We start from the raw sequence: 19,432 nt of genomic DNA on the forward strand, positions 1-19,432 counted from the left end.
GCTACGAGCGCAAGGCTGACCACTTCCTCGCCTTCACCAGCATCGCCTGCACCCTCATCTGCTACCGCAGACTCGCCAAATGAGATGACTTCTTAATCCCGTGGCACCCCCGGCACAGCACCTGAACGTTCCCGTCCACGCCCTCGCCGCCGAGCGACAACGGCCGCTACGTCCAACAGCTCACGTGGCGAACGCGTTCAGGCGCCAGTCACACCATCCGCGCCCCCGCTCGTCCACGCGTCGCCGGAGTCGAGCAGCAGCGTGCAGGCTGGCTCGTTGCCTGCCCCGCGCACGTCGGGTGCGGACGCGCTCCCGTCCCTCGTACGTCGTGTGAGGGGAAGTGCAGCGTCCGCGGTGCGTCGCAGGCTCGGTGCAGTCGATGCAGCGCATGATCAACGCGCTTTACTGACCTGCCTATTGGAACCTGATTGATCTCGGAATTTGGAAATTGGGCGGCCTCGAACACGCAATGATGATTGGTACGACTGAGCGACCCTGATCGGATGCGGTGGCGCGTGGCGCGAGCCTGAAAGTGGTAGCCGTTGGCTGACGCGTTGCGGCTGCTTGGCGCCAAACACGCCAAGCAGCAGTTGACTGCTGTAGTCGCGTTGCTCAGGCGGTTGCCCCGCTGTGCTGCTCGCAGCGCCGCATTCGGTGGGTGGAGCCAGCAGTTAGAACAAGCGTATGCCTGATCATCACGCTGTGAAAAGCATTCGATGCAGTTACACCTTCCAAGCCATCTGCTCCTGAGCATGTAGCAACGGGCAAGCTGCTGGACAGGATTCCTGCGGACGCCCGGAGGTCGTGAATTGACGCACTGCGGGCACTCGAATGCGACACAGTGAGATAAGGGAGTTGCAAAGTGAGCATGATTCAAACCGGCAATCTGCAACTGCGCTCGCAGCACCCCGTAGCGACCACGGGTGGCGACGCCAGCACCTTCACACGGGTCGAATTTCCCACTCCGTTCCCGGCCGGCTCGGATGTCATCGTGCACGCCACCACGCAGACCTTCGATGCACCTGACACCCCGGGTATCCGGCTGCACGAGGTGAGCGAGACCGGATTCCTTATTCGCTTTAACGAACTCTTCGGAGCAGGCACCAAGTCAAATGGCCTGCACGGCCTGGAGACTGTCGGGTGGACCGCTTACACGGTCTGACACGCTAAATGCGTATCCCGGTGCGATAGATTCCGCCGATCGGCCAGCCGCTCGACTTTGTTCCTCGCGGCTGGCATGCCGGGATAAAGCCAGCGGGCCTGCCCCTGTTGCTGTCACTGCGCCAGCGGCGGGCCTGCTGGTCGCAAAGCATGTTGCCGACGACCGGCCCGCCCCGACCCCCGTCCCCTCGCCGCCTTTGCGATCCCCTGACGAAACGGAAGGCAACGCCCTCCCGGGACGTACCGTCTCATCGGTCGACAGAGCGCTGATCACCGGGCAATTCCGGTAGTCGGCGCGGCAGTTGGAGATCCCTGAGAGGGATGGAACATGATGCTCGACACGAAGAGGCGTTCCCTGCGCATGGCCACCATCGGCGCGATGGGAGCGACCGTGGTCGCTCTGGCCGCGGCTCCCGCGTTCGCCAAGGGGGACATCGACCTCACCGTCACGCCGCGCACCGTGGCCGTCGGCCACACCGTCAAGGTGACGGCCGGCGGCGACGATGACGCGGCGCAGTACCTGCGTACCTGCATCCAGCAGCGCACCGGCAGCCACGGCGCGTGGCACACCGTCACCTGCGGCAAGGTGAGCGGCTCCTGGGGCGACGCGAAGGCCAACGCGTCGGTGAAGGCGGCCCACCGCGGCGCCCTTCAGTTCCGTGCCGTGCTGTACGGGTCCGACACCCTGCAGGCCAAGCACCCGGTCGTGGAGCGGACCTCGCCCGTCAAGACGGTCACCGTTCGCTGATACGCGGTACGCAGTGGGCCCGCCGCGTCCGTCGGGCGCGGCGGGATGGCGGGGCCGTGGGGGCGGCGTGGTCCCGTCAATCCCGGTCGGGGCGTAACAGCCCTTTGTCTAATACCTGGTGCTGCCTGGAGATGACCGGAGGATCGATTCTCCCTTCCCGATCGGGTGACCGGGAGGATTGCTGACGGCGGGCGGGGAAGCTTGTCTCTCGTCACTGTCGCGGCAAGCGTGAGGTGGAAATGAAGCGAGCCAGGTTCTTGTGGGTGCCGGTCATCGTGGCGCTCACCGCCGGTACGGGTTACGCCTTTGCTCAGAACGGGCCCGACGAGCCCAATGCGCCGGGGAAGAAGATCCAGCAGACCGTCTACCGCCAGGTATTCGGCCCCAACGTGACACTCCAGCCCGGACAGGAAGGGGGAGTGACGGTCGAGTGCCCCGCGGGACAGGTTCCCACCGGGGGCGGCGGTGGTACCGGCACCACGGGAAATCTCAACTTCGACTTCTCCTATGCTTCCGGCAGGTCATGGATCATCCGCGGCAAGAATTTCGGAAATGCCGCTGAAGACCTGAGGGCTTTCGCGGTCTGTACCGCGGGCGTTGCCGCCTAGTACGGCAGTCAGACTTCGTGGTCCGAGTTTCGCGCGGCCTTGGGTGGCGCGTCGGGTGGGTAACGACGGGTGTCAGTCGCCGTCGGTGATGAAGTCTGTTATCGCGGCAGCGATAGCTTCGGGCTGCTCGTCGGGGATGAAGTGTCCAGCGTCGGGCACGACGATTCGGGTGGTGTTGTCGGCCCACGGGCTGATGGAGGCGGCCATGTCCGGAACGGAGCCGTGGCTGCTGGAGATTCCGAGGATGGGCACGGTCAGGTGCCGCCGCTTGAGCGCCTCGCGGTTCTTGCGCGCTGACTCCGCGGCGTCTCGGTAATACGCGAGGGAAGCGCGCAGGCCGCCGTCGACGGCGACGGCGGCTGCGTAGTGGTCGAGCTCGGCGTCGTCGAACGTGTCGGGAGACAGGGCCTTCACCTTCAGGAACCAGCCGACGTACTCGCGTTCGCGGCCGGCGAGCAGCGTCTCGGGCAGGTCGGGCACCATGTGGAACGCGAAATGCCAGGTTTTCCACGCGCGATCCGGGTCGGTGGGAATCGCCTCCGGGAGAGTGATACCGGGAATTCCGGCGTCGAGCAGAGCGACCCCGCGCAGGTGGCTCTCGAAGTTGAGGGCGAGGGAGAAAGCGACCCAGGCGCCGATGTCGTGGGCGACCAGGGAGTACGTCGACACTCCGAGAGCCTTCACGGCGGCGTGGACGTGCGCGGCGACCGCGTGCGTGTCGTAGCTGCGCTCCGGACGCTCGGAGTGGCCCTGCCCCGGCAGGTCGATCGCGATGACGTGGAACCGGTGGGTGAGGCCGGGCATCACCTTTCGCCAGGCCCACCAGGTTTGCGGGAATCCGGCGAGCAGGACGATGGCCGGGCCGTTCGGCCGTCCGCCTTCGACGGCATGAAGGCGGACGCCGTCCGCGTCGACCCAGCGGTGAGTGAATCCGGCCAGATGCTGCAGGGGCAGGTCACGGATGGGGTTGCTTTCGGAGACATGCGGAGTGCTGGTTGCTGGGCCGGTCACGGGGATCCTCCATCGGTGGCAGGTGGCAGGTGGCAGGTGGCAGGTGGCAGGTGTGCGGTGTGCGGTTGGGGCGGTGTGGCTGACGGCGGGGGCTGGGGCCACGTGGTGTGTTTCTCGCGCGGTCGCGAAGTGCGCGGTACGCCTGGCCATGACCGCGCTTGAAGGCTACACATCTTGAACTGATCAGTTCAAGATAGAATGGTGCGCAACACAGTCCGAACCATCGACGCCTCGGTAAGGAAGTGCCGCGTGGCAGGCAAGAAGCAGTTCGACGTGGACACGGCGCTCGACGCCGCGATGATCCAGTTCTGGCGCGACGGCTACGCCGACACCTCATTGGACGATTTGTCTCGGGCAACCGGCCTGAACCGCAGTTCCATCTACTCCTCCCTCGGCGGCAAGGACACGCTCTTCCTGCGCTGCCTGGATCTCTACGCCGCGCGCTATGGCGAGAAGTACGACGCCGCCCTGTCGTGTGCAGCCTCGGACCCCGTTGCCGCTGTTCGTGCGTTCTTCGACGTCACCCTTGAGCGCATCGCCGATCCCGAACTGCCTGATGGATGCCTGATTGCCCAGTCAGCCATGGCAATTCCGGTGCTGAGTCCGAGCGTCGCAGCGCACGCCAAGCAGGCGCTCGGCTTCCAGTGCCTGCGTCTGCGCACCGCGCTGAAGGCCGGCCGGCTGACCGACCAGGACGCCGAGACCTTCGCCGTACACGTGGCGGCTGTGAACCAGTCGCTCGCCGTCATGAGCAGAGCCGGGGCGAGCCCGGCGCAGCTCCTGGCTGTCGTGAGTGTGACCGTGGACGCGCTGTCGCAGGCGCTGCGCGCGTGACGCATCCGATACGGCCGTCGGACTCACAGCCTGGTACGCACCGCCATTTCATGAGTGCGAGGCGTGCGCGCCGGTCGCTCCGTGCGGGGCCGGAGCAGGCCCGTACGGAGCGTCGCGGCATGGTGCGGTGGCGGTCTCGTCCCGCACCTCGACCGAGAAAAGGGTTGGACGCCGCCCTCCGGGCCCTCGTACGCTGCGGCCATGTCCAGTCCCGAGGCGTCAAGACGCTAGCCACCGCATCCGGTGGCCCCTGCCCGCCTCAGCCGCAGCGTTCTGCCCTGCGCGGGTGCCGGGCTGTGTTCCCCGCCTCCGCCACCGGAGCGCCGTAGTACGGGAGTTGTGGTCCGTGCCGGTGTCGATGTGCCTTTCCGGCACCGCCGGTCCCTCCCGCGGTGGTTGCGTGTCTTGCCGCTCACGGTGAGGAACTGCCCGATGTGCCCGGCCGGTTGCGGTCCGGGTGCCGGGTTCCGGCGGGGCGCTGCCTGGCGCCGTGACCACCGCTGCCAGTCGATCCCTTCCGGTCGGTCCACGCTGTGGTTGCGGAGTTCTCTGTCATGCCCTTTGTCATCCATGTGTTGTCCCTTGCCGTCTTCGCCATGGGGACGTCGGAGTTCATGCTGTCCGGGCTGGTGCCGGACATCGCCCATGACCTCCGGGTTTCCGTGCCGGCGGCGGGCTCGCTGACCGCCGCGTTCGCGGTGGGAATGATCATCGGCGCGCCGTTGATGGCGGCCGTCGGCCGCCGCTGGCCCCGGCGTCGCGCGCTGTTCGCCTTCCTCGTCACGTTCCTGCTCGCGCACGTCGTCGCCGCCGTCACCACCAGCTACCCGGTGCTGCTCGCCACCCGGATCGTCGCCGCGCTGGCCAACGCCGGGTTCCTGGCCGTGGCGCTGGTGGCGGCGACCGCGATGGTGGCGGCCGACGCCAAGGGCCGGGCCACCTCCGCCCTGCTCGGCGGTGTCACCCTGGCCTGCGTCGCCGGGGTGCCGGCCGGTGCCCTGCTCGGCCAGCACTGGGGCTGGCGGGCGGCGTTCTGGGCGGTGGCCGCCCTCTCCGTGCCGGCCCTGATCGCCCTGCGGTCGGTGCCTGCCGGTGACCCGGACGCCGCCGCTCCGGCGCTGCGCGGTGAACTGCGGGCGCTCGGTGCCCCGCGGCTGCGGGTGACCCTGCTGCTCGGCGCCCTGGTGAACGGCGCGACGTTCTGCTCCTTCACCTACCTCGCGCCGCTGGTCACCACCGTCACCGGATACGGCGCGGGCGGGGTGCCGGTGATGCTGGCGCTGTTCGGCGCGGGGTCCTTCGTCGGGGTCCGGGTGAGCGGGCGGTTCGCCGATGTGCGTCCGGTGCCCTTCCTGGTGGCGGGCGGCGCGGCGCTGCTCGTCGGCTGGCTGCTCCTCGCGCTGACGGCCGGCAGCCCGGTGGTCGCGCCGGTCCTGGTCTTCGTCCAGGGTGCCCTCTCGTTCGGCGTCGGCTCCACCCTGATCTCGCAGGCCCTCTACGCGGCGGCCGGGGCGCCGACCCTGGCCGGCGGCTTCGCCACCGCCGCCTTCAACGTCGGTGGCGCGCTGGGCCCTTGGTGCGGCGGCCTGGCCATCGGCGCGGGCCTCGGCTACCGCTCCCCGCTGTGGGCGAGCGCCGCACTGGTGGCGCTCGCGCTGCTCGCCGCGGCGGTGGCGGGCGGCGTACGGCGCCGGGTGGCCATGGTGGGCTGAACCCCGTAGGGGGGCACCGGGTGGCCGTGGTGGGCTGAACCCCGTAGGGGGCACCGGGTGGCCATGGTGGGCTGAACCCCGTGGGTGCTGGGCGCGCCCCCGGACGCCCCCGCACGCCCCCGCCGTCGCCCGGAGCGTCGACCACGCCCGCTCACGCCTCCGCCGTCTCGCCCATCCCGCCCTCCTCCACCGGCAGTTCGGCGGTCAGGCGGAAGCCGCGGCGGCCGTCAGGGCCGGCTTCCAGGGTGCCGCCGGCCGCGGCCAGGCGCTCGGCGAGGCCCTTCAGGCCGCTGCCGCCGGACGGGCCTGGCGCCTTTGCCGGGCCGCGCCCGTCGTCGGTGACGGTCAGGCGCGCCCGGTCCGCGTCGCCCCGCACCTCGATATCGCAGCGGGTGGCGCCGCTGTGCCGCACGGTGTTGGTGACGCCTTCGCGTACCACCCAGCCGAGGAGCGCACCGGTCTGCGGGGGCAGCGGCGGGCCCGACTGCCGTACGACGGGGTCGATGCCGGCGGCCTCCAGCATCGAGCGGGCGCGGTCGAGTTCGGTGGTCAGGCTGCCCTCGCGGTAGCCGCTGACCGCCTCGCGGATCTCGGTCAGTGCCTGCCGGCCCACCGCCTCGATGTCGGTGACCTGGGCGAGCGCGGCGTCCAGGTCGCGCGGCGCCAGCCTGCGGACCGCCTCCGCCTTGACCACCACCACGGACAGGGTGTGGCCCAGCAGGTCGTGCAGGTCGCGGGAGAACCGCAGCCGCTCCTTCTCCACGGCGCTGTGGGCCAGTTCCTGGCGGGTGGCGTCCAGTTCGCGGATGGTGTCGAAGAGGCTGAGTACCGTCGCCGTCACCAGGCCGGACAGGAAGGTGCCGTAGCCGATGCCGAAGGAGTCGCCGGGATCGCCGCCGTGCCGGCCGGCCAGGTATCCGGCCGAGCCGCTGAGCGCGATCAACCACAGGGCCAGTTTCCTGCCGCGCAGCTTCCGTACGGTGCCGGACGCCAGGGACAGCAGCGGGAAGAACAGGAACCAGTTGCCGCCGAAGCCGAGGGCGATGGCGTAGGTGACCGCGGTCAGCGCGCCGAGCGCGTAGAGCGGGTAACGGGAGTCGCGCAGCCGCGGGTTGAAGGAGAAGAAGACGACGCTGATGTAGAGGGAGTTGAAGGCGAGCAGCCCGGCGCCGGCCAGCCAGGGGTTGCCCGACCTGCCCTGGATGATGTTGGAGAAGGCGCCAAGACCCATCAGCAGCCAGGGCAGGAAGGTGTATCTGCCGGGCCCCTTGGACCGGACGGCGCCCTCTGCCGCCGTGGCGCCGACCGGGTCCGGCGACCAGGAGCGGCAGGACCATTCGCCGCCGCCGGACCGGCCGCCGGCCGTGCGCCGTCGTTTCGTGTTCCGCACTGTCATTCCCCAGGTCGGGTCCGTGCCGCGGGTGGCGGCTCCGGAACGGTCATATCACCCGCGCCGATCTGCGGTAGGCGTGGACCGCGTAGCCGCCGAAGAGCGCGAGCCACGCCAGCATGACCGCCACCGTCGTCAGGCTCGGCGCGGTGCCCGCCGTGACGCTCCGGCCGAGGTCCGCGAAGCGGTTGGCGGGTGTCCAGACGGACAGCGAGCGCAGCGGGCCGGGGAACGCGTCGGCCGGGAACCACAGGCCGCCGACGATGGCGAGCAGCATCAGGCACCCGGTGTTGACCAGACCGGTGGCCTGGGAGGACAGCCGGTAGCCGTTGCCGAGCCCGAGCAGGGTGAAGGGCGCGGTGCCGGCCCACAGCAGCGCGAGCAGCGCGGCCCACTGCCACAGCGGCAGCCGTACGCCGTTGACCAGCGCGCCCGCCAGCAGGACCGCGCCGACGGCGGGCAGCACGGTCACCGAGCCGGTCAGCCCGCGGCCCACCACCACCCGCACCGGGCCGAGCGGAGTGACCCGCAGCTGCCGCAGCCAGCCCAGGCTCTTGTCCTCCGCGACGCCGGTGCCGGTGCCGATGGCCGCGCCGAGGCCGCCGTACGCGGCCATCCCGACCATCGCGGAGACCTTCCACTCCATCGAGGCGCCGCCCGTACCGGTACCGAGGCGGGTGAACAGCAGGTACATCAGGACCGGCATGCCGATGCCGAAGACGAGGAAGCCCTTGTCGCGCAGCGTGCGGCGGACTTCCAGGCGGACGTAGCCGAACATCACACGGCCTCCTTCGTGCCGGGCTCAGGGGCTGAGGTGGCGGAGGTGAGCGTGAGGAAGGCGTCCTCCAGGGACGCGGGCGCGACCTCCAGGCGGCGTACGAGGCCGAGCCCGGCGAGTGCGACGACCGTCGCGTCGGGGTCGGTGCTGCGCAGCCGCGCACGGTCGCCGCGGATCTCGACGGAGCCGACGCCTGGCAGGCGGGACAGCGGGCCGGTCGGCGCGCCCGCGAGGTCGAAGGCGACCAGGGCGCCGCCGCCCCGCCGCTTGATGGCGTCGCCGCTGCCGTCGGCGACCACCCGGCCGCGGTCGAGCACCACGATCCGGTCGGCGTGCGCGTCCGCCTCCTCCAGGTAGTGGGTGGAGAACAGCAGGGTGTGGCCGCGCCGCGCGTACGCCCGCATGGAGCGCCAGAACGCCCGGCGGGCCTCGACGTCCAGCGCGGCGGTCGGCTCGTCGAGCACCAGCAGCGCGGGGTTGCCCGCCAGCGCCACCGCGAAGCGGACCCGCTGGGCCTGGCCGCCGGAGAGCCGGTCGATGCGACGGCCGCCGAACCCGCCGAGTCCGGCCAGTTCCAGGGCCTCGTCGACGTCCATCGGCGCGGGGTACGCCGACGCGACGAAGGTGAGCAGCTCGCGGACGGTGACCCGGGGTATCGGCTTGCCGTCCTGGAGCATCGCCCCGACCCTGCCCGCGCGTACCGCGGCCTCCGGGGCGGCGCCGAACAGCCGGACGGTGCCGGTGTCCGGCGGCAGCAGGCCGAGCAGCAGGTTGATCGTGGTGGACTTGCCCGCGCCGTTGCGGCCGAGCAGCGCCACCGTCTCACCTGCCGCGATGCGCAGGTCGATGCCGGCCACCGCCCGTACCGCGCCGTGGTTCCGGGTGACACCGGAGAACTCCACCGCGGCATCGGCGCCGTCCGCCGCCCCCTGTGGTCCGGGCAGCTGCCGCGTGACCGTCCTGCCTGTGCTCGTCATGTCAGGGAGATTACGGAGCGTGTCCGGGAAAGGGACAGTGCCGGATGTGGGTGATGTCCCCTGACAAATGTCACAGGGCGGCCCCCCGGCGCCGCATCTGACGACACGTCAGGGGTCTTCCGGGTGTCGGGCCGATCGGCTATACATGAGTGCCATCGGCTAGAACGCGTTCTAGAAGTGCGTCCGGCGCACCCCGGAAGCGGCCCGGCCGAAACCGGTACGACCCCGGCCCCGCCGACGGTGCGGACGGCGGGCCGGGGTCTTCACAGCGTGGTGAAGGAGCAACAGCCCCATGCCCATCGACGCCGCCAAGGCCACCTCCGCCGAGCCGCGGACCTGCGAACTCGCCTGGGACCACAAGGACGTCCAGCTCTACCACCTCGGCATCGGCGCCGGCGCCGCCACCCCGGAGAAGGCGCACCCCGCCACCGACCCCGACGAGCTGCGCTACACCCTGGAGAGCGCGCTGCACGTCCTGCCCAGCTTCGCCACCGTCGCCGGCGGAGGCATGGCGGTGGCCGGCGGTCTGTCCGCCCCCGGCATCGACGTCGACCTCGCGGCCGTCCTGCACGGCGGCCAGACCGTCACCGTGCACCGGCCCCTCCCGGTACGCGGTCGCGCCACCCAGACCTCCACCGTCCCCGCCGTCCACGACAAGACCAAGGCCGCCGTCATCGTGCTGCGCTCCGAAGTCGCCGACGACGACGGGCCGTTGTGGACCTGCGACACCCAGATCTTCGTCCGCGGCGAGGGCGGCTTCGGCGGCGACCGCGGCCCCTCCACCCGCATCGACCTGCCCGACCGCGCCCCCGACCTGACCACCGAACGGCACATCCGCGAGGACCAGGCACTGCTCTACCGCCTCTCCGGCGACTGGAACCCGCTGCACGCCGACCCCGGGTTCGCCAAGCTCGCCGGCTTCGACCGGCCGATCCTGCACGGCCTGTGCAGCTACGGAGTCACCCTCAAGGCCGTCGTCGACACCGTGCTCGGCGGCGACGTCTCCCGGGTACGCGCCTACACCACCCGGTTCGCAGGGGTCGTCTTCCCCGGCGAGACGCTGCGCCTGCGCATCTGGCGCGAGGCACCGGAACCCGGCCGCATCCAGGTCGCGGTCACCGCAGCTGACCGCGACGACGCCCCGGTGCTCGCCGACACCGTCATCGAGCACAGCTGACCCACCGGGCTCCTCCCGGGGCCCGCCCCCGCACGTCCTACCTACGTAAGGAGCCGCACCGTGCGCGCAGCCGTACAGCACGAGACAGGACAGGACACGCTCGAAGTCCTCGACGACGTCGAAGCGGTGGGGTTCGGCCCCGGCAAGGTCAGGATGCGGGTCCGGGCGACCGGTCTTTGCCACTCCGACCTGTCCGCGATGAACGGGGTGCTGCCGCAGCCGGCGCCGTTCGTCCCCGGGCACGAGGGCGCGGGCGAGATCATCGACGTCGGCGACGGCGTCACAGGACTGGCGCAGGGCGACCGCGTCCTGATGTGCTGGCTGCCCGCCTGCGGCAGCTGTCCCTCCTGCAAGCGCGGCCAGACCCACCTGTGCCTGGCCGGCTTCATGAACGCCGGGACACCCAACTTCCGGCGCGCCGAAGGGGACGTCTTCGGTTTCGCCGGGACCGGCACCTTCGCCGAAGAGGTCGTGGTCGCCGCCGACTGCGCGGTGCCCATCCCGGACGACGTGCCGTACGAGATCGCCGCCCTCATCGGCTGCGGCGTCACCACCGGCATCGGCGCCGCGGTCAACACCGCGAAGGTGGAGGCGGGTTCGTCGGTCGCCGTCATCGGCTGCGGCGGCGTCGGCATCTCCGTCATCCAGGGCGCGCGGGCCTGCGGCGCCGCCCGGATCGTCGCCGTCGACCCGGTGGCCGCCCGCCGCGAGGCCGCCCTGCGGTTCGGCGCCACCGACGCCGTCGAACCCGACGGACTCGCCGACGCCAAAGCCAAGATCACCTCGGGTGAGGGCTTCGACTACGTCTTCGAGGTGGTCGGCAAGTCCGCCACCGCCCGCACCGCGTACGAGACGACCCGGCGCGGCGGCACCCTGTGCGTGGTCGGCGCGGGCGCGATGGACGACACCTTCCAGGTCAACATGTTCGAGCTGTTCTTCGACGAGAAGCGGATCCTGCCGTCGCTCTACGGCGGCGGCGACGTCCTGCGGTCCTACGAGCGGGCCATCGCCCTGTGGCGGGCCGGCCGGATCGACCTCGAAGGGCTCATCACCCACCGCGTCCCGCTCGCCGACATCAACGACGCCCTCGACCAGATGCGCACCGGTACTTCCCTGCGCACCTGCATCGAGATCTGACACCCGGCACCGGGGCCCGGCCTCCGCACCGCCGGCCGGCAGCCCGTACCGCACTCCGAAAGGAACGGCATTGACTGGCATGGCACTGCCCCTGGACGGCCTGACCGCCGTCGTCACCGGCGCCGGCCGCGGCCTGGGCCGCGCCGAGGCCCTGGAGCTGGCCCGCCTCGGCGCGGCCGTCGTCGTCAACGACTTCGGCGCGCCGGGCCGCGACGGCTCGGGCGACGCGTCCGCCGCCCCCGCCCAGCGGGTCGCGGCCGAGATCACCGCGGCCGGCGGCCGGGCCGTCGCCCACACCGGCGACGTGGCCGACCACGAACAGGCCCGCGAACTGGTCGAGTTGGCCGTCAGCAGCTACGGAAAACTCGACATCCTGGTCAACAACGCGGGCATCCTGCGCGACCGGATGATCTTCTCGATGACCGAGGACGAGTGGGACTCGGTCATCCGCGTCCACCTCAAGGGCCACTTCAACACCACCCACTTCGCCGCCGCCCACTGGCGCGCCCGCTCCAAGGCGGCCGGCGGGCCGGTCCACGGCCGGATCGTCAACACCTCGTCCGAGGCGTTCCTGGCAGGCGCGGCGGGCCAGCCCAACTACGCGGCGGCCAAGGGCGGCATCGTCGGCCTGACCACCTCCACGGCTCTCGCGCTCGCCAAGTACGGCGTCACCGCCAACGCCATCTGCCCGCGCGCCCGCACCCGGATGACCGAGGACGTCTTCGCCGGCTTCGCCGAGCCGGGCGAAGGACAGCTCGACCCGCTGGCACCCGAGCACGTCGCACCGCTCGTCGGCTACCTGGCCTCACCCGCCGCCGCCGGCGTCAACGGCCAGCTCCTGGTGGTGCACGGCGGCATGGTCGCGATCGCCGAACGCCCCCGGATCGCCGCCAAGTTCGACAGCGCGAAGGACGCCTTCAGCTACGCGGAGCTGGACGGGCTGCTGACGCCGTACTACGCCGACCGCCCGCCGAACGAGACCTTCGGCGCCGCCGAGGTGCTGGGCCTCAAACGCGGTTGACGGCACGGGAAAGCCGACGGCCCCCGCGGCCTTCAGACGAAGGCGGCGGGGGCCGTGAAGGGGCTGCGGTGACCCCTAGGCGTTCTGGGGCTGCTTGTCGCGGCGGTGGCGGCCGTTGGCGGCCTCTTTGGCCTCCTCCGTCGCTGCCGGGCCGCGGTGCCTCCCGGAGCCGGTGGCCTCGGCGGCCTGGGCGGAACCCTCAGGGGTTCGCGCCTCGGTCGTGTCGGTTCGGGCTTCGGACATGAAAAGAGTCACTCCGTCAGTTCGCTTACGGCTGTACGCGTCGGGACCGCCGCGGCGTCACCGTCGGTGGCCGGGTCAACCGGCTGCGTAGGGCGTGTCCGTTGGGGTGCCGTGGCGTCGCGGCACCCCAACGGACACGCCCTGGCCCCCGTCAAATTCTAACGGGGCGGGTGATCACGCTCCACCGGGCCTCCCCGGCCGCCAGTGGCGCCTGTTGCAACGGAACCGGCCTGCACGAAGAGGGATGCGCGGGCGCCGCGAACGGTTCCCGCGCCGGGCTGTCCGGTTGTGAGGATGCTGTGGAGTCGTTGTCAGGATCCGGGGGAGCAGGGGTGATCTCCGTGTCGAACCGGGCGACCCCGCCGAAGGTCCGCAGGGGGTGCATGTCGTGTATGCCGGATGCGTCATCCGGCGCCCGCAGGCTGTGCAGACCCTGCATGTTCCGCACGTTCCGCAGGTGTTGCACGTGCTGCAGGTTCCGCAGCCTCCCGGTGTCGCGGGCGGCGCGGGCTCCGGGCGGCACGTCGGCCGGTGGCTCGGGCGGCGTACCGGGCCGCGGGGGTGCGGGCGGGGGCGCCGCGGGCAGGGGCGCGCCGGGCGCCGCGGGCCGCGTCCTGGCGGCCACCGGCAGCGGCCCTGAGCTGCGGACCCAGCGCCCGCGGGCCGGCTCCAGCGGCACGGCCATCCTGGCCACTCCGCAGGGCACCGCGTCCGTGACGTACGGCAGCAGCAGTTGGCCGCCGGGTGTCCAGCGGCCTGCGCCGGACAGCCACCCCTCGGGCGCGGGCAGCCGCCGCAGCCGCTTCCCCGCGGGCCGCCAGACGCCGAGCGTGCCGCCCTGCGCCGCGTCGAGCCGGAAGGCCACCGCGCAGCGCTCGGGGGTGAGCATCTGCCCCGGCTGCACGGCGAACGGCAGCGGCGCGGGGTCCGCGGCGTGCAGGGAATCGGGGAAGCGCACCGGACGCGAGCTGCCCAGCACCCCCCAGCCCAGCCGGTCCTGGCCCGGTGCGTCGGACCGCACGATCAGCAGCCCGCTGTCCGGATCGGCAAGCAGCAGCCGGTCGTTGCTGTCCTCGGTGATCGCCAGCAGCAGAGTCGTTTCGGCACCGCGCTCCAGGTTGATGGCGACCGTTTTCGTCCGGCCGTCCAGCTCCTGGTCGACGGCGAGCAGCCCGCCGTGGTGGTCGAGCCAGACGCCGCCCGTGCAGCGTCCCGGCACCTCGGCCAGGTGCTCGGGGCCGCGGCGGCCACCGTGCACCAGCCACAGCGACGTCGATTCATCGCCGGGGGTCAGCGCGTAGCCGTGCCGGCCGCCGGGTGCCGGCGGCAGCAGGGCCAGCTCGGGCGCCTCGATGCTGCCGAGCGGGAGTTCACCGGTCCCCGGTCCTGTCGGGTACAGCAGGGAGAGGGCGAACCGCTCGGCGATCCGCCGCCGGATCAGCACCCGGCCGTCGGCCAGCGGCAGCAGCTCGCTGTCCGGTTCCTCCGGCTGATTGCCGGGCAGCGGCACGGCGTAGGGCTCCGGGCCGCTCATCGTCCAGCGCTCCGGATACCAGTTGCCTGCCGCGTCGTCGTGACGTGCGAGCCGTGCGGCGTACGAGCCGTCGGCGGCGATCGTCAGCGCCGCGCGGTGCGGGCTTCCGAGCGCCGTCACGTCCTCCATGACACAGACCGTCATCGGATGGTCACCTCCAGTCAGGGGATGAAGGTAGTTTTCGCACTTCCAGTCGATCAACGTGTGGTGCGGCACTTCACGCATAAGGATGGCAATAGTCCGATTCGCCGGTACTGGTGGGGGCGGCTGTGCTGGGTGTTTCACGCGTGCGTAAAGTTAGGTCTGCCTAAGTTGTGCACAGTGTGTGCTGTAGGTGCGGTTCCGCCCCCGCGCGACGCCGCCCGGCAGCCCGATCTCCCCTGGAGTACGCGATGTTCCTTCGCCGCCGCGGCGCCGCCGCCACCGCACTAGCCGCCGCCGGCGCCCTCGCGCTGACGGCCTGTGGCTCGTCCGGAGGGGACGCCGACAAGAGCGGCAACGGCGCGGGCTCCAAGTCCGTCGCGCAGGGCGGCAAGGACTTCGGCAAGGCCGCCGAGGAAACCGCGAAGATGGGCACCGACGCCAAGCCGGGCGAGTTCCCGCGCACCATCAAGCACGCGATGGGCAGCACCCCGCTGAAGTCCGCACCCAAGCGCGTGGTCGTCCTCGACGTCGGCGAACTCGACAACGTCGTCTCGCTCGGCCTCAAGCCCGTCGGCTACGCCCCCACCGAGGGCGACGAGGCGATCCCGGACTACCTCAAGAAGGACGCGGGCCACCCCAAGAGCGTCGGCACCATCAACGGCCTCAACCTGGAGGCCATCAACAAGCTCAAGCCCGACCTGATCCTCGGCAGCAAGCTCCGCGCCGAGAAGCAGTACCAGCAGCTCGCCAAGATCGCCCCGACCGTCTTCTCCATCCGCCCCGGCTTCACGTGGAAGGAGAACTACCTCCTCAACGCCGCGGCCCTGGACAGGACCGCCGAGGCCAAGAGCAAGCTCGCCGCGTACGAGGCCAAGGCGAAGAAGCTCGGCGAGGACATCGGCCCGAAGAAGCCGACCGTCACGATGCTGCGCTACATGCCGCAGTTCACCCGCCTCTACGCCCAGCAGTCCTTCATCGGCACCGTCCTCAAGGACGTCGGCCTGCCGCGGCCGAAGAACCAGCAGGTGCAGGACCTCGCCACCGAGGTCAGCCCGGAGAACATCAACCAGGCCGACGCGGACTGGATCTTCACCGGCGTCTACGGCGACCCCAAGTCCACCAAGCGCGCCACCGCCGAGAACAACCCGCTGTGGAAGAAGCTCAAGGCGGTCAAGGACGGTCACGCCAAGAACGTCAAGGACGAGACCTGGTACCTCGGCCTCGGCGTCACCGCGGCCGACAGCGTCCTGGACGACCTGCGCGGCTTCCTCGTCACCAAGTAGCCGGTCGGCTCCGGCGGCCCGGCGCACGGATCCGGCCGCCGGGGCCGCCGGCCGGGTACGACGGGGCGTCGGGGCACGGGCGGGAGGTAACCTTCCCCCCGTGCCCGCACTGTCTGAAGTCCTCACCGCGCTCGACGCCCTGTGGCCCCCCGAGCGGGCCGAACAGTGGGACGCCGTCGGCACGGTCTGCGGCGACCCCGAAGCCGAGGTCGGCCGCGTCCTGTTCGCCGTCGACCCGGTCCAGGAGATCGTCGACGAGGCCGTCACGCTCGGCGCCGACCTGCTCGTCACCCACCACCCGCTCTACCTGCGCGGGACGACGACGGTCGCCGCCTCGTCCTTCAAGGGCAAGGTCGTGCACACGCTCATCAAGCACGACATCGCCCTGCACGTCGCGCACACCAACGCCGACACCGCCGATCCCGGAGTCTCGGACGCCCTGGCCGGCGCCCTGGACCTGCGGATCACCGGCCCGCTGGTGCCGGACCCGGCCGACCCGCACGGCCGCCGCGGCCTGGGCCGGATCTGCGAATTGGCACACCCCATGACGCTGGCCGAACTCACCGCGTACGCCGCCGCACGCCTGCCCGCCACCGCGCAGGGCATCCGCGCGGCCGGCGACCCGGACCGCACGATCCGCACCCTCGCGGTCTCCGGCGGCTCGGGCGACAGCCTCTTCGACGACGTACGGGCCGCCGGTGTGGACGCGTTCCTCACCGCCGACCTGCGCCACCACCCGGCATCCGAAGCCACCCAGAAGAGCCCGCTGGCGCTGCTCGACGCCGCCCACTGGGCCACCGAATGGCCGTGGTGCGAGCAGGCAGCGGCCCAGCTCGACGCGGTCTCCGACCGGCACGGCTGGGGGCTGCGCACGCACGTCTCCCGCACGGTCACCGACCCCTGGACCGCCCACGCGGCGTCCGCCCCCCTCTTCACCCCGACGCACACCACAGGAGCCCCACGCTGAACGCCGCGCCCGCCGACCAGATCCGCCTTCTCGACGTCCAGGCCCTGGACGTCCGGCTCACCCAGCTCGCGCACAAGCGCAAGAACCTTCCCGAGCTGGCCGAGCTCCAGGCGCTGGAGGCCGACCTCATCCAGCAGCGCGACCTGCTCGTCGCCGCCCAGACCGAGGAGAGCGACACCGCTCGCGAGCAGACCAAGGCGGAGCAGGACGTGGACCAGGTGCGCCAGCGCGCCTCCCGCGACCAGCAGCGCCTGGACTCCGGCTCCGTCACCTCCCCCAAGGACCTGGAGAACCTCCAGCGCGAACTCGCCTCCCTCGCCAAGCGCCAGGCCGACCTGGAGGACGTCGTCCTGGAGGTCATGGAGCGCCGCGAGGCCGCCCAGGAGCGGGTCACCGAGCTGACCGGCCGGGTCGGGTCCGTCCAGGCCAAGGCCGACGACGCCACCGCCCGCAGGGACGCCGCCTGCGGCGAGATCGACGCCGAGGCCGAGACCGTGCTCAAGGAGCGCGAGCTGACCGTCGCCGACATCCCGGACGACCTCCTCAAGCTCTACGACCGGCTGCGCACGAAGCAGGGCGGCGTCGGTGCCGCCCGGCTCTTCCAGCGGCGCTGCGAGGGCTGCCGCCTGGAGCTGGACATCACCGAGCTGAACGACGTCCGGGCCGCAGCCGCCGACACGGTCGTACGCTGCGAGAACTGCAGCCGCATCCTGGTGCGCACCCCCGAATCGGGCCTGTAGGCCGTGCCGCACAGGTTCATCGTCGAGGCGGACGGCGGCTCACGGGGCAACCCGGGCCCCGCCGGGTACGGCGCCGTCGTCATCGACCCGGCGACCGGCGAGACGCTGGCCGAGGCCGCCGAGTTCATCGGCACCGCGACCAACAACGTCGCCGAGTACAAGGGCCTGGTCGCCGGGTTGCGGGCGGCGCACGCGCTCGACCCGCAGGCGCTGATCCAGGTGCGGATGGACTCCAAGCTCGTCGTGGAGCAGATGTCGGGGCGCTGGAAGATCAAGCACCCGGACATGCGCCCGCTCGCCGCCGAGGCCGCGTCGGCCCACCCGGCCGACCAGGTCTCGTACGAGTGGATCCCGCGCGAGAAGAACAAGCACGCCGACCGGCTCGCCAACGAGGCGATGGACGCCGGGAAGATCGGCAAGCAGTGGCAGCCGGGCGACTCCCGTGCCGCCCTCGCCACCACCCGCAGCGGCGCCGCCCGCGCCGCGGACGCGGCGGCCGAAGCGGCGGACGGCGCGGCGGCCGGAACCCGGCCGAGCGCCCCGGCGGCCGGCTGGGGCGCCCCCGACCTCGGTACGCCCGCCACGTTCGTGCTGCTGCGGCACGGCGAGACCGCGCTGACCCCACAGAAGCGGTTCTCGGGCAGCGGCGGCACCGACCCGGAGCTGTCACCCGCAGGACTGCGGCAGGCCGAGGCAGCCGCCACGGCCCTGGCCGCCCGCGGCACCATCCAGGCCGTCGTCAGCTCCCCGCTGCGCCGCTGCCGGCAGACCGCCGGCACGGTCGCCGCCCGGCTCGGCCTGGACGTCCGCGTCGATGACGGGCTGCGCGAGACGGACTTCGGCGCCTGGGAGGGGCTGACCTTCGCCGAGGTGCGCGAGCGCCACCCCGACGACCTCGACGCGTGGCTGGGCTCGGCCAAGGCGGCGCCCACCGGCGGCGGCGAGTCGTTCGCGGCGGTCGCCCGCCGGGTGGCGGTGGCCCGGGACAAGCTGATCGCCCGGTACGCGGGCCGCACCGTGCTGGTGGTCACCCACGTCACGCCCATCAAGACCCTGGTCAGGCTGGCGCTCGGTGCCCCGCCCGAGTCGCTGTTCAAGATGGAGCTGTCCGCCGCCTCACTGTCGGCCGTCGCCTATTACACCGACGGCAACGCCTCGCTGCGGCTGCTGAACGACACCTCGCACCTGCGCTGAGGGCGGTACCGCGGGCCGCCTCTTGGAACGAAGGGCCCGGCGCTCCGACCCGTACGGGACGGAGCGCCGGGCCCTTCGGCATCCCTGCCGCGCCGCGGTCAGACCGCCAACGCCGCGGCCTCCCTGGCGAGTTCGGTGACCCGGCCCCAGTCCTTCGCGGCCAGCGCGTCGGCCGGGAGCATCCACGTACCGCCCACGCAGCCGACGTTGGGCAGCGCCAGGTACGCGGGCGCGCTCGCCAGGCCGATGCCACCGGTCGGGCAGAACCTGGCCTGCGGCAGCGGCGAGGACAGCGACTTCAGATAGGCCGTGCCGCCCGCCGCCTCGGCCGGGAAGAACTTCATCTCGGTGACGCCCTCGTCCAGCAGCGTCACCACCTCCGACGCCGTCGAGACGCCGGGCAGGAACGGCGCCCCGGAGTCCCGCATGGCGCCCAGCAGCCGCGGCGACCAGCCGGGGCTCACCAGGAAACGCGAACCCGCCGCGCGGGCCGCGCTGACGTGCTCGGGGGTCAGCAGGGTGCCGGCGCCGACCACGGCGCCTTGGACCTCGTCGGCGATCGCCCGGATGGCGTCCAGCGCGGCGGGGGTCCGCAGCGTCACCTCGATCGCGGGCAGGCCGCCGGCCACGAGGGCGCGGGCGAGCGGAACGGCGTCGGCGGCGTCCCGCACGACGACGACCGGGATGACGGGGGCGAGCCCGAGGACCGAGGGGGTCTCGGCGGGCACGGGGGAGGAGGCGGCGCTAGTCACGCCGCCCATAGTGCGCCCTTG

The 19,432-nt window shown here is 71.8% G+C and carries 19 protein-coding genes; 12 read left to right on the plus strand and 7 right to left on the minus strand.

Going from position 1 to position 19,432, the window contains the following annotated elements; genetic code table 11:
- The first annotated feature begins 868 nt into the window (after window positions 1-868).
- From ACIBK8_RS29950 to ACIBK8_RS29960, 3 genes are all read left to right on the plus strand, one after another.
- Entirely contained in the window at window positions 869-1,162 is a 294-nt protein-coding gene (locus tag ACIBK8_RS29950) for a hypothetical protein (RefSeq protein ID WP_399045325.1), read from the plus strand.
- A gap of 327 nt (window positions 1,163-1,489) precedes the next feature.
- Window positions 1,490-1,909 (plus strand): hypothetical protein, encoded by a 420-nt coding sequence (locus ACIBK8_RS29955; protein ID WP_399045176.1) that lies wholly within the window; start codon window positions 1,490-1,492, stop codon window positions 1,907-1,909.
- A gap of 263 nt (window positions 1,910-2,172) precedes the next feature.
- On the plus strand, window positions 2,173-2,517 hold the full coding sequence (locus ACIBK8_RS29960; protein ID WP_399045177.1) for a hypothetical protein: 345 nt from the start codon (window positions 2,173-2,175) through the stop codon (window positions 2,515-2,517).
- A gap of 72 nt (window positions 2,518-2,589) precedes the next feature.
- Here ACIBK8_RS29960 and ACIBK8_RS29965 read toward each other — a convergent pair whose 3' ends face one another.
- On the minus strand, window positions 2,590-3,528 hold the full coding sequence (locus ACIBK8_RS29965) for an alpha/beta fold hydrolase (protein ID WP_399045179.1): 939 nt from the start codon (window positions 3,526-3,528) through the stop codon (window positions 2,590-2,592).
- 249 nt (window positions 3,529-3,777) lie between these two features.
- Here ACIBK8_RS29965 and ACIBK8_RS29970 point away from each other — a divergent pair, with 249 nt between their 5' ends.
- Together ACIBK8_RS29970 and ACIBK8_RS29975 are read left to right on the plus strand one after the other, a co-directional pair.
- Complete coding sequence (locus ACIBK8_RS29970) at window positions 3,778-4,362, plus strand: TetR/AcrR family transcriptional regulator (protein WP_399045181.1); 585 nt, start codon at window positions 3,778-3,780, stop codon at window positions 4,360-4,362.
- A gap of 554 nt (window positions 4,363-4,916) precedes the next feature.
- The gene (locus tag ACIBK8_RS29975; RefSeq protein ID WP_399045183.1) at window positions 4,917-6,074 is read left to right on the plus strand and encodes a Cmx/CmrA family chloramphenicol efflux MFS transporter; all 1,158 of its coding nucleotides are present in this window, start codon (window positions 4,917-4,919) and stop codon (window positions 6,072-6,074) included.
- A gap of 151 nt (window positions 6,075-6,225) precedes the next feature.
- On the opposite strand, the gene ACIBK8_RS29980 is transcribed toward ACIBK8_RS29975, so the two are convergent.
- The 3 genes from ACIBK8_RS29980 to ACIBK8_RS29990 are packed head-to-tail and all read right to left on the minus strand — an operon-like array spanning window position 6,226 to window position 9,219.
- Complete coding sequence (locus tag ACIBK8_RS29980) at window positions 6,226-7,470, minus strand: sensor histidine kinase (protein WP_399045185.1); 1,245 nt, start codon at window positions 7,468-7,470, stop codon at window positions 6,226-6,228.
- Window positions 7,471-7,513: 43 nt separating this feature from the next.
- Window positions 7,514-8,242, minus strand: a complete 729-nt coding sequence (locus tag ACIBK8_RS29985) for an ABC transporter permease (protein WP_399045187.1) — start codon at window positions 8,240-8,242, stop codon at window positions 7,514-7,516.
- A complete protein-coding gene (locus ACIBK8_RS29990) occupies window positions 8,242-9,219 on the minus strand; it encodes an ATP-binding cassette domain-containing protein (protein WP_399045189.1) in 978 nt (325 codons plus the stop codon). The genes ACIBK8_RS29985 and ACIBK8_RS29990 overlap by 1 nt, the downstream gene beginning before the upstream one ends.
- Before the next feature lie 292 nt (window positions 9,220-9,511).
- On the opposite strand from ACIBK8_RS29990, the gene ACIBK8_RS29995 reads away from it, so the two are divergent.
- From ACIBK8_RS29995 to ACIBK8_RS30005, 3 genes are all read left to right on the plus strand, one after another.
- A complete protein-coding gene (locus ACIBK8_RS29995) occupies window positions 9,512-10,396 on the plus strand; it encodes a MaoC/PaaZ C-terminal domain-containing protein (RefSeq protein ID WP_399045191.1) in 885 nt (294 codons plus the stop codon).
- Window positions 10,397-10,456: 60 nt separating this feature from the next.
- The gene (locus ACIBK8_RS30000; protein WP_393679805.1) at window positions 10,457-11,533 is read left to right on the plus strand and encodes a Zn-dependent alcohol dehydrogenase; all 1,077 of its coding nucleotides are present in this window, start codon (window positions 10,457-10,459) and stop codon (window positions 11,531-11,533) included.
- A 79-nt stretch (window positions 11,534-11,612) separates the two neighbouring features.
- On the plus strand, window positions 11,613-12,554 hold the full coding sequence (locus tag ACIBK8_RS30005; protein WP_399045193.1) for a 3-oxoacyl-ACP reductase: 942 nt from the start codon (window positions 11,613-11,615) through the stop codon (window positions 12,552-12,554).
- Window positions 12,555-12,629: 75 nt separating this feature from the next.
- Here the strand turns inward: ACIBK8_RS30005 and ACIBK8_RS30010 are convergent, their stop codons facing one another.
- Together ACIBK8_RS30010 and ACIBK8_RS30015 are read right to left on the minus strand one after the other, a co-directional pair.
- Complete coding sequence (locus tag ACIBK8_RS30010; protein ID WP_393679802.1) at window positions 12,630-12,797, minus strand: hypothetical protein; 168 nt, start codon at window positions 12,795-12,797, stop codon at window positions 12,630-12,632.
- 151 nt (window positions 12,798-12,948) lie between these two features.
- Window positions 12,949-14,475: a hypothetical protein gene (locus ACIBK8_RS30015; protein ID WP_399045195.1), complete on the minus strand. Its 1,527-nt coding sequence runs from the start codon at window positions 14,473-14,475 to the stop codon at window positions 12,949-12,951.
- 248 nt (window positions 14,476-14,723) lie between these two features.
- Between ACIBK8_RS30015 and ACIBK8_RS30020 the strand changes: the two genes are divergently transcribed.
- The 4 genes from ACIBK8_RS30020 (at window position 14,724) to ACIBK8_RS30035 (ending at window position 18,659) form a co-directional block, all read left to right on the plus strand.
- Entirely contained in the window at window positions 14,724-15,758 is a 1,035-nt protein-coding gene (locus tag ACIBK8_RS30020; RefSeq protein WP_399045197.1) for an ABC transporter substrate-binding protein, read from the plus strand.
- A 100-nt stretch (window positions 15,759-15,858) separates the two neighbouring features.
- Window positions 15,859-16,725, plus strand: a complete 867-nt coding sequence (locus tag ACIBK8_RS30025; RefSeq protein WP_399045199.1) for a Nif3-like dinuclear metal center hexameric protein — start codon at window positions 15,859-15,861, stop codon at window positions 16,723-16,725.
- Window positions 16,722-17,465, plus strand: coding sequence for a zinc ribbon domain-containing protein (locus tag ACIBK8_RS30030; protein ID WP_393680333.1), 744 nt, complete (start codon window positions 16,722-16,724; stop codon window positions 17,463-17,465). Before ACIBK8_RS30025 ends, ACIBK8_RS30030 begins: the two co-directional genes overlap by 4 nt.
- Before the next feature lie 3 nt (window positions 17,466-17,468).
- Window positions 17,469-18,659: a bifunctional RNase H/acid phosphatase gene (locus ACIBK8_RS30035; RefSeq protein WP_399045200.1), complete on the plus strand. Its 1,191-nt coding sequence runs from the start codon at window positions 17,469-17,471 to the stop codon at window positions 18,657-18,659.
- A 98-nt stretch (window positions 18,660-18,757) separates the two neighbouring features.
- On the opposite strand, the gene eda is transcribed toward ACIBK8_RS30035, so the two are convergent.
- Complete coding sequence (eda, locus tag ACIBK8_RS30040; protein ID WP_399045202.1) at window positions 18,758-19,420, minus strand: bifunctional 4-hydroxy-2-oxoglutarate aldolase/2-dehydro-3-deoxy-phosphogluconate aldolase; 663 nt, start codon at window positions 19,418-19,420, stop codon at window positions 18,758-18,760.
- Window positions 19,421-19,432: the final 12 nt, after the last annotated feature.

Origin of the sequence: Streptomyces sp. NPDC050161 (assembly GCF_044460025.1) — a bacterium.
GTDB lineage: Bacteria > Actinomycetota > Actinomycetes > Streptomycetales > Streptomycetaceae > Streptomyces.

What these genes read in the sequence shown, in the direction of transcription:
- ACIBK8_RS29950 (WP_399045325.1), top strand. Translation starts at nt 869, where the DNA reads ATGATTCAAACCGGCAATCTGCAACTGCGCTCGCAGCACCCCGTAGCG.
- ACIBK8_RS29955 (WP_399045176.1), top strand. Translation starts at nt 1,490, where the DNA reads ATGATGCTCGACACGAAGAGGCGTTCCCTGCGCATGGCCACCATCGGC.
- ACIBK8_RS29975 (WP_399045183.1), top strand. Translation starts at nt 4,917, where the DNA reads ATGCCCTTTGTCATCCATGTGTTGTCCCTTGCCGTCTTCGCCATGGGG.
- ACIBK8_RS29980 (WP_399045185.1), bottom strand. Translation starts at nt 7,470, where the DNA reads ATGACAGTGCGGAACACGAAACGACGGCGCACGGCCGGCGGCCGGTCC.
- ACIBK8_RS29985 (WP_399045187.1), bottom strand. Translation starts at nt 8,242, where the DNA reads ATGTTCGGCTACGTCCGCCTGGAAGTCCGCCGCACGCTGCGCGACAAG.
- ACIBK8_RS29990 (WP_399045189.1), bottom strand. Translation starts at nt 9,219, where the DNA reads ATGACGAGCACAGGCAGGACGGTCACGCGGCAGCTGCCCGGACCACAG.
- ACIBK8_RS29995 (WP_399045191.1), top strand. Translation starts at nt 9,512, where the DNA reads ATGCCCATCGACGCCGCCAAGGCCACCTCCGCCGAGCCGCGGACCTGC.
- ACIBK8_RS30005 (WP_399045193.1), top strand. Translation starts at nt 11,613, where the DNA reads ATGGCACTGCCCCTGGACGGCCTGACCGCCGTCGTCACCGGCGCCGGC.
- ACIBK8_RS30010 (WP_393679802.1), bottom strand. Translation starts at nt 12,797, where the DNA reads ATGTCCGAAGCCCGAACCGACACGACCGAGGCGCGAACCCCTGAGGGT.
- ACIBK8_RS30015 (WP_399045195.1), bottom strand. Translation starts at nt 14,475, where the DNA reads ATGACGGTCTGTGTCATGGAGGACGTGACGGCGCTCGGAAGCCCGCAC.
- ACIBK8_RS30020 (WP_399045197.1), top strand. Translation starts at nt 14,724, where the DNA reads ATGTTCCTTCGCCGCCGCGGCGCCGCCGCCACCGCACTAGCCGCCGCC.
- eda (WP_399045202.1), bottom strand. Translation starts at nt 19,420, where the DNA reads ATGGGCGGCGTGACTAGCGCCGCCTCCTCCCCCGTGCCCGCCGAGACC.